General features: G+C 32.5%; 15 protein-coding genes and 3 pseudogenes. 11 read left to right on the top strand and 7 right to left on the bottom strand.

Annotated features, from left to right (window positions below; genetic code table 11):
• The 4 genes and pseudogenes from EKL96_RS14250 to EKL96_RS14040 all read left to right on the top strand — a co-directional run.
• Positions 1-215 (top strand): annotated as a pseudogene (locus EKL96_RS14250) (transposase); the annotation flags it as partial.
• A 305-nt stretch (positions 216-520) separates the two neighbouring features.
• Positions 521-589 (top strand): annotated as a pseudogene (locus EKL96_RS14535) (histone H1); the annotation flags it as partial.
• 578 nt (positions 590-1,167) lie between these two features.
• Complete coding sequence (locus EKL96_RS14035) at positions 1,168-3,525, top strand: TonB-dependent receptor (RefSeq protein ID WP_255416386.1); 2,358 nt, start codon at positions 1,168-1,170, stop codon at positions 3,523-3,525.
• Between the two features lie 10 nt (positions 3,526-3,535).
• Positions 3,536-4,609, top strand: a complete 1,074-nt coding sequence (locus tag EKL96_RS14040) for a PepSY-associated TM helix domain-containing protein (RefSeq protein WP_126463452.1) — start codon at positions 3,536-3,538, stop codon at positions 4,607-4,609.
• A gap of 356 nt (positions 4,610-4,965) precedes the next feature.
• Here the strand turns inward: EKL96_RS14040 and EKL96_RS14045 are convergent, their stop codons facing one another.
• Genes EKL96_RS14045 through EKL96_RS14055 form a run of 3 tightly spaced genes read right to left on the bottom strand, consistent with a single transcriptional unit; the run spans position 4,966 to position 5,965 of the window.
• A complete protein-coding gene (locus EKL96_RS14045; protein WP_126463454.1) occupies positions 4,966-5,418 on the bottom strand; it encodes a hypothetical protein in 453 nt (150 codons plus the stop codon).
• Positions 5,419-5,796, bottom strand: coding sequence for a hypothetical protein (locus tag EKL96_RS14050; RefSeq protein ID WP_126569031.1), 378 nt, complete (start codon positions 5,794-5,796; stop codon positions 5,419-5,421). It lies immediately after the preceding gene.
• Positions 5,759-5,965 carry a hypothetical protein gene (locus tag EKL96_RS14055; RefSeq protein ID WP_126463458.1) on the bottom strand — a complete coding sequence of 69 codons (207 nt, stop codon included), beginning with the start codon at positions 5,963-5,965 and terminating at the stop codon, positions 5,759-5,761. The genes EKL96_RS14050 and EKL96_RS14055 overlap by 38 nt, the downstream gene beginning before the upstream one ends.
• A gap of 263 nt (positions 5,966-6,228) precedes the next feature.
• Here EKL96_RS14055 and EKL96_RS14720 point away from each other — a divergent pair.
• Positions 6,229-6,464, top strand: a pseudogene (locus tag EKL96_RS14720) (group II intron reverse transcriptase/maturase); the annotation flags it as partial.
• A gap of 65 nt (positions 6,465-6,529) precedes the next feature.
• On the opposite strand, the gene EKL96_RS14065 reads toward EKL96_RS14720, so the two are convergent.
• The gene (locus EKL96_RS14065; RefSeq protein WP_126455293.1) at positions 6,530-6,835 is read right to left on the bottom strand and encodes an HNH endonuclease; all 306 of its coding nucleotides are present in this window, start codon (positions 6,833-6,835) and stop codon (positions 6,530-6,532) included.
• 886 nt (positions 6,836-7,721) lie between these two features.
• On the opposite strand from EKL96_RS14065, the gene EKL96_RS14070 reads away from it, so the two are divergent.
• The 4 genes from EKL96_RS14070 (at position 7,722) to EKL96_RS14085 (ending at position 10,663) form a co-directional block, all read left to right on the top strand.
• Positions 7,722-8,237 (top strand): hypothetical protein, encoded by a 516-nt coding sequence (locus EKL96_RS14070; RefSeq protein ID WP_126463460.1) that lies wholly within the window; start codon positions 7,722-7,724, stop codon positions 8,235-8,237.
• Between the two features lie 2 nt (positions 8,238-8,239).
• Positions 8,240-8,707: a transcriptional regulator gene (locus EKL96_RS14075; RefSeq protein WP_231507358.1), complete on the top strand. Its 468-nt coding sequence runs from the start codon at positions 8,240-8,242 to the stop codon at positions 8,705-8,707.
• 397 nt (positions 8,708-9,104) lie between these two features.
• Positions 9,105-9,656, top strand: a complete 552-nt coding sequence (locus EKL96_RS14540; RefSeq protein ID WP_126463464.1) for a Fic family protein — start codon at positions 9,105-9,107, stop codon at positions 9,654-9,656.
• Between the two features lie 746 nt (positions 9,657-10,402).
• On the top strand, positions 10,403-10,663 hold the full coding sequence (locus EKL96_RS14085) for a hypothetical protein (RefSeq protein ID WP_126463466.1): 261 nt from the start codon (positions 10,403-10,405) through the stop codon (positions 10,661-10,663).
• A 231-nt stretch (positions 10,664-10,894) separates the two neighbouring features.
• Here EKL96_RS14085 and EKL96_RS14090 read toward each other — a convergent pair whose 3' ends face one another.
• Together EKL96_RS14090 and EKL96_RS14095 are read right to left on the bottom strand one after the other, a co-directional pair.
• Positions 10,895-11,488, bottom strand: coding sequence for an ImmA/IrrE family metallo-endopeptidase (locus EKL96_RS14090; protein ID WP_126463468.1), 594 nt, complete (start codon positions 11,486-11,488; stop codon positions 10,895-10,897).
• Positions 11,457-11,801 carry a helix-turn-helix domain-containing protein gene (locus EKL96_RS14095; RefSeq protein WP_126463470.1) on the bottom strand — a complete coding sequence of 115 codons (345 nt, stop codon included), beginning with the start codon at positions 11,799-11,801 and terminating at the stop codon, positions 11,457-11,459. The genes EKL96_RS14090 and EKL96_RS14095 overlap by 32 nt, the downstream gene beginning before the upstream one ends.
• A gap of 181 nt (positions 11,802-11,982) precedes the next feature.
• Here EKL96_RS14095 and EKL96_RS14355 point away from each other — a divergent pair, with 181 nt between their 5' ends.
• The gene (locus EKL96_RS14355; RefSeq protein WP_199739633.1) at positions 11,983-12,156 is read left to right on the top strand and encodes a hypothetical protein; all 174 of its coding nucleotides are present in this window, start codon (positions 11,983-11,985) and stop codon (positions 12,154-12,156) included.
• A 277-nt stretch (positions 12,157-12,433) separates the two neighbouring features.
• A complete protein-coding gene (locus tag EKL96_RS14100; RefSeq protein WP_126463472.1) occupies positions 12,434-12,769 on the top strand; it encodes a YegP family protein in 336 nt (111 codons plus the stop codon).
• 259 nt (positions 12,770-13,028) lie between these two features.
• On the opposite strand, the gene EKL96_RS14105 is transcribed toward EKL96_RS14100, so the two are convergent.
• On the bottom strand, positions 13,029-13,856 hold the full coding sequence (locus tag EKL96_RS14105; protein WP_126463474.1) for a hypothetical protein: 828 nt from the start codon (positions 13,854-13,856) through the stop codon (positions 13,029-13,031).
• Between the last annotated feature and the right edge of the window lie 220 nt (positions 13,857-14,076).

Here is a 14,076-nt window from a genome sequence, read left to right on the forward strand (position 1 = left end):
TAAATGATTTAACTGTATTCAAAGAAGCTTGGTCTGAGAAAACTAACAGGAATTTTTTTGGAGATAAAATATACAATGATCTAGATTTTTTTTCTGAATTAGAGCAAAAGAAAAATTCGATTATGATGACTCCAATCAAAGGAATTAAAGGGCAATGTCAAGAAATCAAAAATAGAGATAAAGCTGCAAATGATTTGTTCTCGACAGCAGTATGAAGAGTTAGACAACCTATAGAAGCATTTTTTAGTTGGCTAATTCAAAAAACAGATATTCAAAGAGCAAGTAAAGTGAGGTCTGCCAAAGGACTGTTAATTCATATCTTCGGCAAAATTGCTTCCGCTTTTATAAACTTAATATTTTAACCCTTGATTCGTATTACTAATGAAAAAACATATCCTATTCGTCCTTTCCCTTCTACCAATCAAAACTTTAGCATGGGGCAAAAATGGCCACGCTCTAGTTGTAGAAGTAGCTTTTAATTATCTGGATAAAAACACTAAAAAAATAGTTTTAGGATACTCGTAAAGCAACTCTAGAGCTAGAGAAACTATTAAAAGAGTTTAGAAAAGTTTCTGTAGAAGAATCAAAAAATAATATTTCCCTAAAAAAACCTCGTTTAAATCGTTTTAAACGAGGTTTTTGTGTTTATCATGCCAATTAAATTTTAGGAGCCCTAGTTCAACAAATACCAGCAGCACTTTTCTATATTTTGTGGTACATATTACTATATAGAAAGCTTATCCTTTCATTAACTGTTTTAGCCGGCCTTGGTAAGACTGCCAATAATTTCTCTTAGTAGCATCGTTTAGGAAAGAAGCAGCTACCACTTTTTCTGCCTTTTCTGACTGTGATAACGCAACTCCATGATATCATTAAAGTTTTTCTCACTGATGCCTATATGCACCGCAAAGACAAAAAACTGTTGCCTTACTTTTCCTTGATCTAAATTTTCAGGTAATAGTCCATCATCCAACGCAAATTCTTTATCGTCTATATGAACACGGCTATTCAACAGATCATAAGCTGGACTTACCCTCTAATCATTTATTTCTTAAAATAAACTTAATTTTCCTTTGCTAACTTTCTTTTTAGTTTTACTTTCGTACTTTATATTTAATAAATCTAAATAAGAATAACATAAAAATTATTATTTTAATTGCTGCTGCGCTGCTATCAGTTCAGGGATTTTCGCAATCAAATCTAAAGGGTAGAGTTACAGACCAAAATAATCAAACAGTCATAGGAGCTACTGTGCATATTAAAGAATTAGGAAATAATACGATTACAGATGTTTCTGGAGATTATTTGTTGTCTAACATAAAAGAGGGAACTTATTCAGTTAGGATTGAAATGCTTGGTTACCAAACTAGAGTCAAAAGCTTTAAGTTTGATGGTACTAGTTCAGTAGTATACAATGTTACTTTATCAGATGATATAAGCCGTTTAGATGAAGTTGTAATTTCTGCCAGCAGGCACTCAGAATATTTATCAGAAATACCGGCTTCGGTTACAGTTATTGGACAAGCTACACTGCAAGAGTTTGCTAAATCTACTTCAAATATTAGTGAAATACTAGAATTTACAGTGCCAGGTTTAGCGATGTCTTCAGGTACTTTTTCTAACTGGGGACAAACATTACGTGGGCGATCTTTACTAGTTATGGTTGATGGTATTCCGCAATCTTCACCTTTAAGAAACGGACAATTAGGAATAAAATCAATTACTCCTAATGATATTAGTCGCGTGGAGGTTATAAAAGGAGCTACTTCTATTTTTGGTAACGGTGGTAACGGCGGTTTTATTAATTACATTACTAAAAAACCTAATTCTATCAAAAAATTTGAAGGCTCCACCAATGTTTGGGGTACATCTAATGTAGCAGAAACAAAAGACGCATTAGGATTTGGGGTTTATCAATCCTTTAAAGGGAATTTAGATAAATTCAGGTATTATATTAGCGGGAGTTATGAAGAAACGGGCAATAAATATGATGCTAAAGGCATTCCGCTTTTACCGACCTATGGATTTGATAATTCTAAAATATACAGTACGTTAGGAAAGATTGAGTATCAATTATCTGCAAATCAAAAAATAACGCTAGGAGGGAATTTTTATAAATCGACACAAAACTCTCCATTTATTCCTGTAGCTGCCATAGTTGACGTTTTTAATAAAGAAGGAGATTATGCCATAACAGCTGGATATGGTGAAAAAGGGACTATTGTGGGAGAAAAAGCTAATGGTTCGATCCTTGGTAATGCACAATTGACCTATAATTTAAACAATATATTTTCTGAAAATACAGACTTTCAAACTGATTTATATTACCAAAACACAGAGAACATTTTCTTTTATTCTGATAAGTTTGAAAACGGAGGCCAATCTGTAATAAATGCAGAAAAATATGGATTAAGACCAAATTTTATCACGAAGTTATCAGACAACAAGGCGGCAGATATTACACTTACTTATGGTGTAGATTTACTTAGAGATAAAACCAATCAAGGATTATTAGATGGTAGGTTATGGGTGCCTAATATCGAAATGATTAGCTGGGCGCCTTACGCACAATCCACCCTTAAATTTAATGAAAAATGGGTTGTCAAAACGGGTTTGCGTTATGATGATATTAATATGGACATTGTTGATTATAGTACTTTGCCGTATTCCGGTAAAAGTGATGGTAACTTTAGCCCGTCTGTAGAGGTACAGGGTGGTAAACTAAACTTTAATAATCTCGCCTTTAATTTTGGTGTACGTTATATTGAGCATCTAGAATTTATACCATATGTAAGTTACTCACAAGGTTTTTCAATTGCAGATTTAGGTTCTGTATTACGTTCTGCAACAGCAAGTAATATTAATGATATTCAGTTAGAAGCTGCAGTGACTAAAAACTATGAATTTGGTTTTTTATCTAAATTTAATAACCTGAAGTTTGAGGCTGTTGGGTATTACAGTACCTCAAGTTTGGGTACGGGAATTGTTTTTGTTGATGAGCTAAATACATTTCAACCTTCAAAACAACCACAACGCATTTATGGCGGAGAGGTTGCTGTAGATTATTTTACGTCAAACGATAAATGGCAATTTGGAACCTCTTATTCGTATGTTGAAGGTACAAAATATAATATAGGAGATGAAAATAACTTAAGCTATTTAGGAGGTGATGTTATCTCCGCACCAAAATTGACTGTGTATGCAAATTGGAGACCGATACCAAAAGTAAGTACTTCTATTAGAGTTACCAATTCGGGAGACAGAGAAAGATTTGATCCTTTTTTAAATGTAAACACTAACAAATATGAATATAGACATACTGAATTTCCAGTAAGTGGTTATACCTTAGTTAATCTTTCTTTGGCTTACCAATTAGAACCTAACTTGTCTGTGTCCTTAGCGGTAAATAACTTGTTAAACGAGTATTATCTTCCTGCAAGATCGCAATGGGCATCCCCATTAAAAACATTTACAGGAGCTGGCGAAGGGGCTAACGCTAAAGTAAGTTTACAATATAATTTTTAATTTCTGTTTGATGGCTTTAGGGAATATAGTGCGTAAAATTCATTTTTGGGTAGGTATTACATGTGGTTTAGTTGCTTCGATTTCTGGCCTTTCTGGTGCTATGTATGTATGGCAACCAGAATTCAGCGCGGCACTTAACCCTGAGCTATTAAAGATGAAAAACATAGATAGTTTAGAGGATGACGTTTTTTTAAAAACGGCATCCTCTTTAGCAACGACGCACTCGGATAGTATTAGCAAAATGTTTCTACCATATAGAGAGCAGCAAACAATTTCTATTGAATTTAAAAACGGGAAAACCAATTATTATAATTCAGAAAATGGGCAGTTTTTAGGAGAGAAGTCAGCTTCAATTGTGTTTTTTGAAGATTTATTAAAATTTCACCGTACCCTTTTCATTCCAAAAATAGGCAAGTATGTGACTGGCACAAGTACTATTGTTTTTCTTTTATTAATATTGCTTTCGGGAATTTACATTTGGTACAAAACCTATAGTTCTACCCTTAAAAACGGGTTTAAAATTAAATGGAAGAGTAAGAAAAAGAAATTTAATTTTGATCTTCATAAGGTATTGGGGGTTAGCTTTTTTATCCCACTTTTGACAATTTCCTTTACAGGTGCCTATTTTACGTATAATTCCTATTATAAAAAGGCGCTATCAGTGCTAGATAGTAGAACAATTCTTAAACAAGAAACACAAAATAAGAATCCCCCATCCTTTGCAACGATTTTATTAGATTCCGATAAAAGTTATGACTTGCGTGCCATTTACTATCTTAAAGATGCAAATGACAACTATCGGTTTAGATATATTGAGAGTAGATTTAAAACGCAAGGACTTAGAAAAACCAAAGAACTGACGGTTAGCACAAACCTAAAAACAATCTCTTTAACAGATTATAGGAATGATGCTACTAGCAACCGTTTGGCAGCACAATTTTACCCTGTACACACAGGTGAAATTGCAGGACTATTTGGTAGGATTCTTGTTTTTATCGCTGGACTTATTCCCCTTACATTGTATATCACTGGCTTTAGGATATATCTTTCTAAGAAACGAAGACTAAGGAAGTTTCCTGGTTGACGGCAATTTATTGTCACCGCTAAAATTCAAAACTGGGGATTAATCTTCACCCAGTTCTAAACTATATTTGAAAAAAGAGTTCAACTTTAATTAAAAAGTCAAACCCCTATATTTTTAAACTTACACACTTTTTACAGAAGTGTCTTTTTTTGAAAAACAAAAATAAATCAATATTTTAATTGTAAATCAACACAGAATCTATCGAGATCGAGTTGTTATTACCAGTAATACTTAGCAGTCTTTTAAGATAGCCGATAACGCCAGTCTATAAAATAACCTCCGTCACATTACCCTCAAATATAACCAAACACCGTTACAAAAAGAAGATTATTCTTATCTGAAGAATCGAATTGAACTCATCTTTTTGCTAACCGCCGTATACGTGACCCGCTTGGTTTATCCTGAGCGAAGCCGAAGGGTTCGGTGGTGTGTGTTAGTAGATATTGTCCGTCAGCTTTTTCTTTAAGTATTATTTTTGATGATTTTAAAGCCTTATTTACATCTTCAACAGCTTTTTTATGGTCTAATTTTTCATCAAAGAGATAATAATCTGGATTTACTAACGATATTATTACTTTGATTAAATCTCGATTTGGCAAATTTTCGATTTCGCTTGATTGCTCATTAAGTTTATTTAAAACGTCTTGAACCCAAGAATGTCGGGTTGAACCGTCGTGAACAAAGTCTAGGTCATTGTCTATGAAAAATTTTGTCAGTTGAGATGAAGAACGATAAGAGAAATGGTTAAAAGCTTCGTTCCCACATATCATTTCGGATAATTTCGTTATCGCAGGTCTGCTAATTTTCATTCAAGTGTTTTTTGTAGCTATTAATTGAGTAATGTTATTTTTTTTAGTTTCAAGTTCTGAAATTAGCTTGTTATTTAATTCAATATTTTGGTTTAATTTCTCTGATATCAATAGCAAACGGCTTTCTAACTCGTCAACAATTTCCATTTTCTTTTTTTTGTCTATAGGTTGCTCTTTATCCCAAACTCCATTTTGAACTTGATAATATACTAATCTATAAAGAAATCCAACAGCTGAATTGAAATCATTTCCAGCACAATGTGCTAAAAAACTACTTAAATCATCACGTAAATTCCCTGCTCCAAAATCATTTTGAAATTGATATTGAAAAGGTAAAATACTAAATAATTTTGATTGCAAAATTTGACCTAACTGCACCGATTGCTTTTTTAGAGAATTCAGTAAATTCAGTCACAGAATAATAACCAATGTAAACAGTTGTTAAGTCTTGAAAGTCTTTATATGTTTCCGCTACTCTCTTATCTATATCGAGTTTCCAAAACTCTTCAATTTGAGGTAAAATACTTTGTTTATGTTCTGGTGTCATATTCTGTTATTGGTTTTAAGTGTCATAGGGTCTGCTTGCTTGTAACTTGTAAATAACATCAACAAATAACGCTTTTTTAAAGTTTTACCATATGTCAAGCTATTTATTCTAGTTCGTAAATAAAGACTTTTATAAGTATTGTTACAATACCCACATTTAGTGATATTTTAACTTAAATTGAATATACACTAGAAAGCTAATTTTATAGGTAAGGGAACTTATGCCCAAAAGTGAAGGAAAACACTCAAAAACCAAGCTTAAAATGCATTTGTACGGACTGGAAAAAGCCGAACGTAAAAGGAAAAACCTGATGCGACTAGGGATTGACAAAGACCACGCCTATGCTTGGAGCAGAACCAGAAAAGGAGGCTGGCGCATTGCCCAAAGTCCGATTCTAACTTCTACAATTACCCTACTACGGCTCAAGAAGAAAGGGTATCGGTCTATGCTGGAAACCTACATTGAATTCAATCCATCACTTTGCGAACCGCCGTATACGAGACCCGTACGTACGGTGGTGTGTGAGGCACACTCAGTCAGTTTCTGGCGGAGCCGTCTACTCGATTAGTAATTGCCTTCATCGATCATTTGTCTTATTTCAGCGCGTCGCTTTTCATCAATTTCTCTATGGATTTCGTCGTGACAATTTTTGCAGACAGAAATTAAATCTTCCAACGCTTCATCATATAATCTTTCATAAGTTTTGTGGTGAACTTGTTCAGCAGGTTTCTCTTTACAGACTTGACATAAATTTTCATCCCGAATTAAAACTTCTTTTCTTTTTAATGCCCAAGCATTAGAACTCAAGTATTCGGTATATTTTGCAAATCTTGAAGTGCTATAATTTAATGGCTTTACAAACTCCCACAATTGCGTTGAATTTTCTTTACGTTCATTTGCCCAATTATTATAGTTCGGATAACTAAATTTAAATCTAATTTCTTTTGAATATTGTTTTGACTTAACGGTTTATTTCTATCCACGCAACCTCCACAATTTTGACATTGTCTATGAAGCCTCAACCTTTCAGGATTTCTATTATCAATAGTAACATTAAAAAAAGGATCATTACAACATTCGCCAAGAGTTGTAAGAATTAAATTATTGCAATCTACACATTGCAAGATATTATGAAATTTATGTGTAGAATAAATAATCGTTTTTTGGCTATTGCATCGAGAACATTTTTTCATCAAATAAATATTAATAATTTTCGGTTTTTTTTAAGGTTGTTGCTAACGTTATACCGCCTTGAGTTTGCTGGAAGTTCGTAACCGCTCAATTTTCCGTTTAACTAAAACTTGATGCGAAACGGTAATTCCACTAAATTTCAGCTAGCTCAAAGCAGTTAGGTGCTGGCATCTTTCAAATCTACTTTTATAACATCTTTACTATCTATTTTTCGTATTACTAAAGTTGCAACTTCTAACTGGTCTTTATGGTTGCCGAATTTCCAGTTTTCTAATTTTTTCTCGCCAAATAAATAATAACCTTTAGTTTCCAGGTGCTTCAGTAAATTATTTAATGAAAGAGATATTCTTATATTTTGTACGGTTATGAGTTTTTCATCGACTGATACTTCATGTACACGAGCGAGATGCCCGCGCCAGGGGAAATATATTAAAGTGGATAGTTCCCAGCAACGGGAATTGATTAATCTCCATTTTTCAAGTATCTAAACCAATAAAATTAACTGCAATAAATTATACAATATGTATAATTTTTATGTATATTTGTCTAATGAAATTTTGCTTAAATGGATGTAAAAATATTAAAAATCGATGGAAATGTTTTAGTAAATGCTAAAATTTCAGATTCAAAATTATTAAAAGTAAATCTTCCGTCAGTGGCAGATGGATGGAGATTTAATTTTAATAAACACTCGAAAAAGAAAGGTTTTGAAACATATATTTTGGTGTCTGAAGAAACTTCTGAAAAAATTGAAGGTTGTTTAATTTTTGAAATGAAGGAAAAGATTGAACCCTATATGGCTTATGTTGAAATTGCTCCTCATAACAAAGGAACGATAAAAGAATATGATAATGTTGCAGGTTGTTTAATTGCATATGCTTGTCGGTTAAGTTTCGTAAAAGGAGAAGGTGACTTTGAAGGCTATTTAGCATTTGATGTTTTTGAAGAACATAAAGAAGAGGAAATAAAACTAATGGCAGTATATTCAAAAAAATACAATGCTTTTAAGGTTGGTGATACCTCTATGATTATTCCACCTGAAGGTGGGCAAAAATTAATTGATGAATTTTTAAATGAATGAATATGAAAACTAAAGAAATTCAAATTGAAGATATTTGGAATGATAAAAAGAAAGGGGAATTAAAAAAAGCTATATTATCCCATTCTACTACTCAATCCAGAGAACGAATATTAAGCAATCGGTTACTTTCTATTCAGTATAAATTAGAAGATTATATTCGAAATGAAAGTGATGATACAGAGGTTTTAAAAATTCTTGATTTTGTTAAGATGTATTTAAAAGTCCTTAATCTTTCTAAAAAAAGATTAGCAACTTATTTTGAAATGAGAGATAGTAATCTTCATAAATATCTTTCAGGGGAAAGAAAATTAAATGCACAAGTAGCATTGAAACTTAGTACATTTTCTCATACTAAACCAGAACAATGGTATAAAGTTCAACTAAAAAATGAGATGATTGAGTTAAACAAAGAAAAAGCTAATACAAAAGAATACGAAAAATATGATTACCGTAATTTAGTAGAAGTATAATAATCAAAAAAATAAATCTGAACTCATTGTGAAAATATTTTTTTTTATGAAAAAAAATGGAAAGCTCTCTAACGAGGGCTTTTTTACAAAGAATCAGTCAAGACTTATGTGAAATTTGCTAAAGAAATATGATTTATAGAATACTAGATACTTGTAATTAGTAGTAAAAATAGTTCTATATTAGCTGAAATAATAATTCTAAAATGGAATCAAATCTGAGTGAAATAATAATTAATGAGAAAGGAAAAATACTTTTTTTTGCACTTCAACATTTTTAGATGACAAATCCAGAACATTAATAATTCAGGAAAATAAATGAGTATACCCATAAAGCGGTTAATCAAAATTTTTGTAATAATCAATTTTAATTTTTATAAATGAGTTCCGAAACTAGTGTATTTCAAATCAAGATTTTGATCCTGTATTGAAGGCCGCTTTTGCCCATTTGTGGTTTGTTACCATACATCCATTTGAAGACGGTAACGGACGCATCACAAGAGCTATAACTGATATGCAACTGGCACGCGCCGACCAAAGTAAAAAACGATTTTATTCGATGTCGGCTCAAATCCAAGCTGAACGTGATACGTATTATGCTATATTGGAAAGTACGCAAAAAGGGGATTTGGATATTACTGACTGGTTGGAATGGTTTCTTGATTGTTTGTTGCGTTCTATGGCACAGACCGATGAAACTATTGCTGCAATCTTAAAGCGTGCTCAATTCTGGGAAACTCACCGTACTACCAACTTTAATTCCCGTCAACAAAAAATCCTTCAACTGCTTCTTGATGATTTTTTTGGCAAACTGACTGTTTCTAAATATGCCAAAATCACTAAAGTTTCTACCGATACCTCCCTTAGAGATATTCAAGATTTAATGGGTAAAGGTATTATTGAGCAAGAAGGAAGTGGTAGGAGTACTTCGTATAAGTTGATTACTATTTAACAGTGTATTCTATATTTTTTAATTGTTTGTTGAAGATTATACATCCGCATAACTACAGTACTTATGTTTCGTAGCTAAATTGTCAGTTTTGATCTGGAATGTTCGGTTTCGGATAAAAGACCCTGGTTCGAGGTCGGGAGACCACGGGGAGCTGGTTTTTCTCAGGCCAAAAATTTTGATTTTTCGACCTTTTTTATTTATCTATATACTATTTATAGTTAATTTCCTTTTGGAGAATTCTCTTTGGAGTGTGCATAGTGCGTTTCCCCTAAACTGAAGGAATTCAGTTCAAGTTATCACTCACTGTCAAGGTTAAAGCTAACTTCCTTTCGGAGCCATCCTCCCCATCGCGTGTCTGAAGCAGTTCGATTAATGCTCTTCAGCTTGGTACCAACTTTCAGGTTATTAATCAACCCGCCATACATACTACTCGTACCCTAGTGCCATAGCCCTGTTGTGTATAGTCCCCTTTCGGTAGCAGATTTAAAAACAAATGCCGAAGTTTTTAATCAAACCATTTGAATCGAGTTGCTTACTAGTAAGTCAACACTACAAAGATAAAATTGGAACTCTAAGTCTTTTTAAAACTACTAAAAACTTATAAACCAACTTATAAACAGGCTTTTTTATTTGTTTTTAACAGATTGCTTAATGGGATATTCTTATGGTTATTTTCCGTTTTTTTATGTCCTTTTTTATTATTGATGTGTGAAATACTTTTACCTCTTAATATTAAAAAAAAGATTATGACTTTAAATGTGATTAAGATTCAGATTGAATCTCAGAAAAGGTGGAATAGTAATTACATTAAACACAATGCGATCAGGCTTTGTAAGCAAGCAATTGGGTCTGGGGAATTGAACAGATTTCAGATAAAGGAGGTGAAAAATCTATTGCTTAAATTTGAAGCTATAGATGATCCCTGGTGTAGCAGTGGAATTGCAAAATCTAAAGAAGTTCTTGCTGTAGTAAAATTGTTTGTTGAATTGGAGGGAATTATAGAGTAATTAAAAAGGGATATATTTCTATATCCTTTTTTTTAGCCCACAATCAGATAGATGAATTAAATGAATAGTTAGTACTAATATGCTCTTTTAATTATCCGCATTATAAAGGCTTTGTTTTATCTTCCTAATATAAGTGGTGCTCTATGTAATCGAGCACCGGAACTGTTGGCAAAGAAGTTCCAGTGGTTTTTTTTATCGGTGTGCAACAGCTATACTGTTAGCTGTTGTTTATTATGTTTTAATGTAATTCAGTTGGCGTTTAACCCCTGTGATATTAATTCTATAACGAACCATTTCGCTACTAGCATTAAAATGAGAAGCAATTTCATCAATTCCCATTTTATTTCTTAAAGCCCAAAGTAGCGCAGGTCTTGGAAGTTGTAAGCATGAACCAAACCATTCAGCTTCATTTTCTTGTTCTTCATCGTGATTTCGTAAGAATCCCGATAATCCTAAATTCTGTTTTTCGTTTGGAACTTTGTGTTTACAAATAATATGGGCTAATTCGTGCATGAGATTACTTTGCTGTCTCGCCTCGCTATGAAGTGGATTATGAATTATTAAGTACTTATCCTCTTTAATTGGAACAGAAGCTGCAGACCAGTGTGAACTTCCTGGCCCCAACAATTCATCTATACTTTCGATTGGTAATCCAGAAATTTGATTAGGCTCTAACACAGTAATATTTAAATGCTTACATAGCTCAAAAGCACATAAGGATGAAAAATCTTTTAAACCTAGTTGTCTTCTCAACTCGATTGCTTTTTCATCAGACCATTTTTTAAACCCTCGTCTATATTTGACTTTCTTTTGTTGCTGAAGCATATGCTAAATTTATCATTTGTATTAATGCTTCAGCTGTTTTAGAAGGAAGGCTTTTATCTGCTCTAAGGTGTGCAATAACACCTGATTTTACATCAGTTGTTTCTGAATTTGAATTTGTAAAAAATTCAGGGGACACTTTGAGCCAGTTACACAATATTAGATATGTGTCAATATCCGGTAAGTTTCCTTGTTCTATTCTTGATAGAGTCGAAGCGCTAATTCCAATTTCAGAAGCAAGTGCCCTTAATCCAACAGTTCCACGTTTTGATTTTATCATCTCCGAGAATTTCTTTGTATCTAAGGTTGAACTCATTGTGAATAACTTTTAAATAATTGTTAATAACGTTTCGCCAAATGTACAAATGTTTCTTTGGTAAAACAAAACAATATTGTTTCTTTGTAGAGACGTTTGTTTCTTTGGAGAAACAGTACTAAGGCAAATTCTTTATGTCGTGAAGTTAAGGAAATATGTTTAATAAAAAAAGTTTTGAAAAATGGCGACAAATTCTCCAAATGACAATTCAAGAATAGGTGCGGTAAAAGATCGCTCACAAGTTCATAATCCAAAAACAGGTTTATGGACTAAAAGAGACTCAGATACTGGTAGGTTTATGGATGTAAAAACATCTAGCCCAGCACCTTTCAAAGGAGTCAGGAAAGAAAAATAATACTTAGTATTGTTTTGATGCGGCTAAGGTTTTTCGGTCGAGATGTGAAAAGCAAAATATTAATTATAATTTTTATAAAATGAAATCATTAGAATCTGATAATAATATCAGTCTATGCTACAAAGATTTTTGTGTCAAAGCATCAAAAAAGAGCATTGATGTTATAGTGGTCAGTTTCGCAATAATAATTCTTATTGCAGCAACATCAACTTTAGTTAAAAAGTAATTCAGAAATGGGGTGTAACCTCTAATTATTAATTCAAAATTTTTTTTAAAAATGGAAAATCCAAAATTTCAGGTTTTCAAGAGTTCAATTAACAATCAGTACTATTATAGGCTTAAGTCTAAAAATGGAGAGATTATTTTAAGTGGAGAAGGTTATACTTCAAAGCAGAGTTGTTTAAATGGAATTGCGTCAGTAAAAGCCAATTCCCCATATGATAATAACTATATACGTAAAGATGGATATCTTAATTATACCTTTAATTTAAAGGCAACTAATGGAGAGGTCATAGGTCGAAGTGAAAATTACACAACTAGCGCAGCTAGAGAAATTGGAATTTCTGCTGTAAAACGTGATGGACCATATGCACCAATTGAAGATTTAACTTAGAATCCAATAAAAAATGCCATAAGGTAAATTATGGCATTTTTTGTTTTACACAAAGTTTGTTGGAATGACTGCTAAAGTTAATACGTCTAAAAAACTCCAATCGAACTTATTTTTATTAATTAAAATGTAAATATATGGAATTAAACTATAATTATTTCTCTTTTTAAACTACCTCCTGTTCGGTTCAACGAAACTCTCATTGTTCTTGTTACGCACGCAATGAAACCTTGGCTCTTATGCGACTTTTTTTTATTTGTCGTTATTTATGATTCCTTAAAAGTCGGTTGGTCCAATTTGTTTCAAGTGCGTTTAACCGCGTTTTTTTTATACCTATCTGGTTCCAAAAAGAATAATATTCTGCTCTTCCTAGAAAAATAGATAGTTTTAAGGCTAATATTAGCTTTCTTAATCCATTTAATCTAAGTACTTCTTTAAATACACGCTTCCTATTAAGTTTCCCAGTTATCTTTTTTGCGTTTGTCGCACTTTGGATATCACTTGGAGGCAAATCTTCTAAACGAGCTGCTTCAGCCCACAGAATATCAATTAAGATCAAACATCTCCTGCGAAGTCCATCGTGGTAGATAAGCCAGTCTTGCATTTCAGTTTTAATAGACTTATGATTGTCATTTAAAGATTCTTCTAAGGAATATTTATGATAATCCGAATCTAAAAGTTGTCTTAAGGGTCTATTATGCCGTAAAAATTCTGTGCCAAATATTGGATAAGCATCAGAAATTTGTAAATGTCCTTGTAATATTCTAGTAGAGACTTCTCCTAGAACACCACAAACATTATGAATGCTTTCTAATGCCCAAATTGTCGGAGTGTCAAGTCTAAAGAGTTTTGTTTTTTCTTTAAGTTCATTAAGAGTTTTTTCATCAACTACTTGGTAATATTCTTCTGAGTCTCTACCAATGAAAATAACATTTCCCCAATGCTTTTTACAATTAGTCCATAATTGTCTATACTCAGAAACTAATGCAATTCTTGTTTGTCTTTTTTGAGCAATAAGTACAACTACTTGTGCTAGTCCGACAATTACTAATAAAACTGTTGCGAGTGCTGTTAAAGTTGATTCATTCATATATCTTTATAAAATTCAATTATTTAGTCTTTATTTCAAGTTGTTTAATAGAAATGCTTTCAAATATGGTTTAATGATTTTTTGGAGGTCTCTTTGGAAGAGGCATTCTCTACATTTGCTGCTAACGTCAGTTCGTCTAAAAATTGGACATGCTAACTTAGCCATCACATTAAGTTAAGAAATAATCTTAATTTTAGCCTATGAAACAAGTCCGCAAAAT

It is taken from the genome of Flavobacterium sp. LS1R10 (genome assembly GCF_003968825.1).
Classification (GTDB): Bacteria; Bacteroidota; Bacteroidia; order Flavobacteriales; family Flavobacteriaceae; genus Flavobacterium.

Excerpts from the sequence above, each read along its gene's own strand:
- EKL96_RS14105 (WP_126463474.1), bottom strand. The coding sequence starts at position 13,856 with ATGAATGAATCAACTTTAACAGCACTCGCAACAGTTTTATTAGTAATT.
- EKL96_RS14100 (WP_126463472.1), top strand. The coding sequence starts at position 12,434 with ATGGAAAATCCAAAATTTCAGGTTTTCAAGAGTTCAATTAACAATCAG.
- EKL96_RS14085 (WP_126463466.1), top strand. The coding sequence starts at position 10,403 with ATGACTTTAAATGTGATTAAGATTCAGATTGAATCTCAGAAAAGGTGG.
- EKL96_RS14040 (WP_126463452.1), top strand. The coding sequence starts at position 3,536 with ATGGCTTTAGGGAATATAGTGCGTAAAATTCATTTTTGGGTAGGTATT.
- EKL96_RS14045 (WP_126463454.1), bottom strand. The coding sequence starts at position 5,418 with ATGAAAATTAGCAGACCTGCGATAACGAAATTATCCGAAATGATATGT.
- EKL96_RS14075 (WP_231507358.1), top strand. The coding sequence starts at position 8,240 with ATGAAAACTAAAGAAATTCAAATTGAAGATATTTGGAATGATAAAAAG.
- EKL96_RS14055 (WP_126463458.1), bottom strand. The coding sequence starts at position 5,965 with ATGACACCAGAACATAAACAAAGTATTTTACCTCAAATTGAAGAGTTT.
- EKL96_RS14090 (WP_126463468.1), bottom strand. The coding sequence starts at position 11,488 with ATGCTTCAGCAACAAAAGAAAGTCAAATATAGACGAGGGTTTAAAAAA.
- EKL96_RS14095 (WP_126463470.1), bottom strand. The coding sequence starts at position 11,801 with ATGAGTTCAACCTTAGATACAAAGAAATTCTCGGAGATGATAAAATCA.
- EKL96_RS14355 (WP_199739633.1), top strand. The coding sequence starts at position 11,983 with ATGGCGACAAATTCTCCAAATGACAATTCAAGAATAGGTGCGGTAAAA.
- EKL96_RS14070 (WP_126463460.1), top strand. The coding sequence starts at position 7,722 with ATGGATGTAAAAATATTAAAAATCGATGGAAATGTTTTAGTAAATGCT.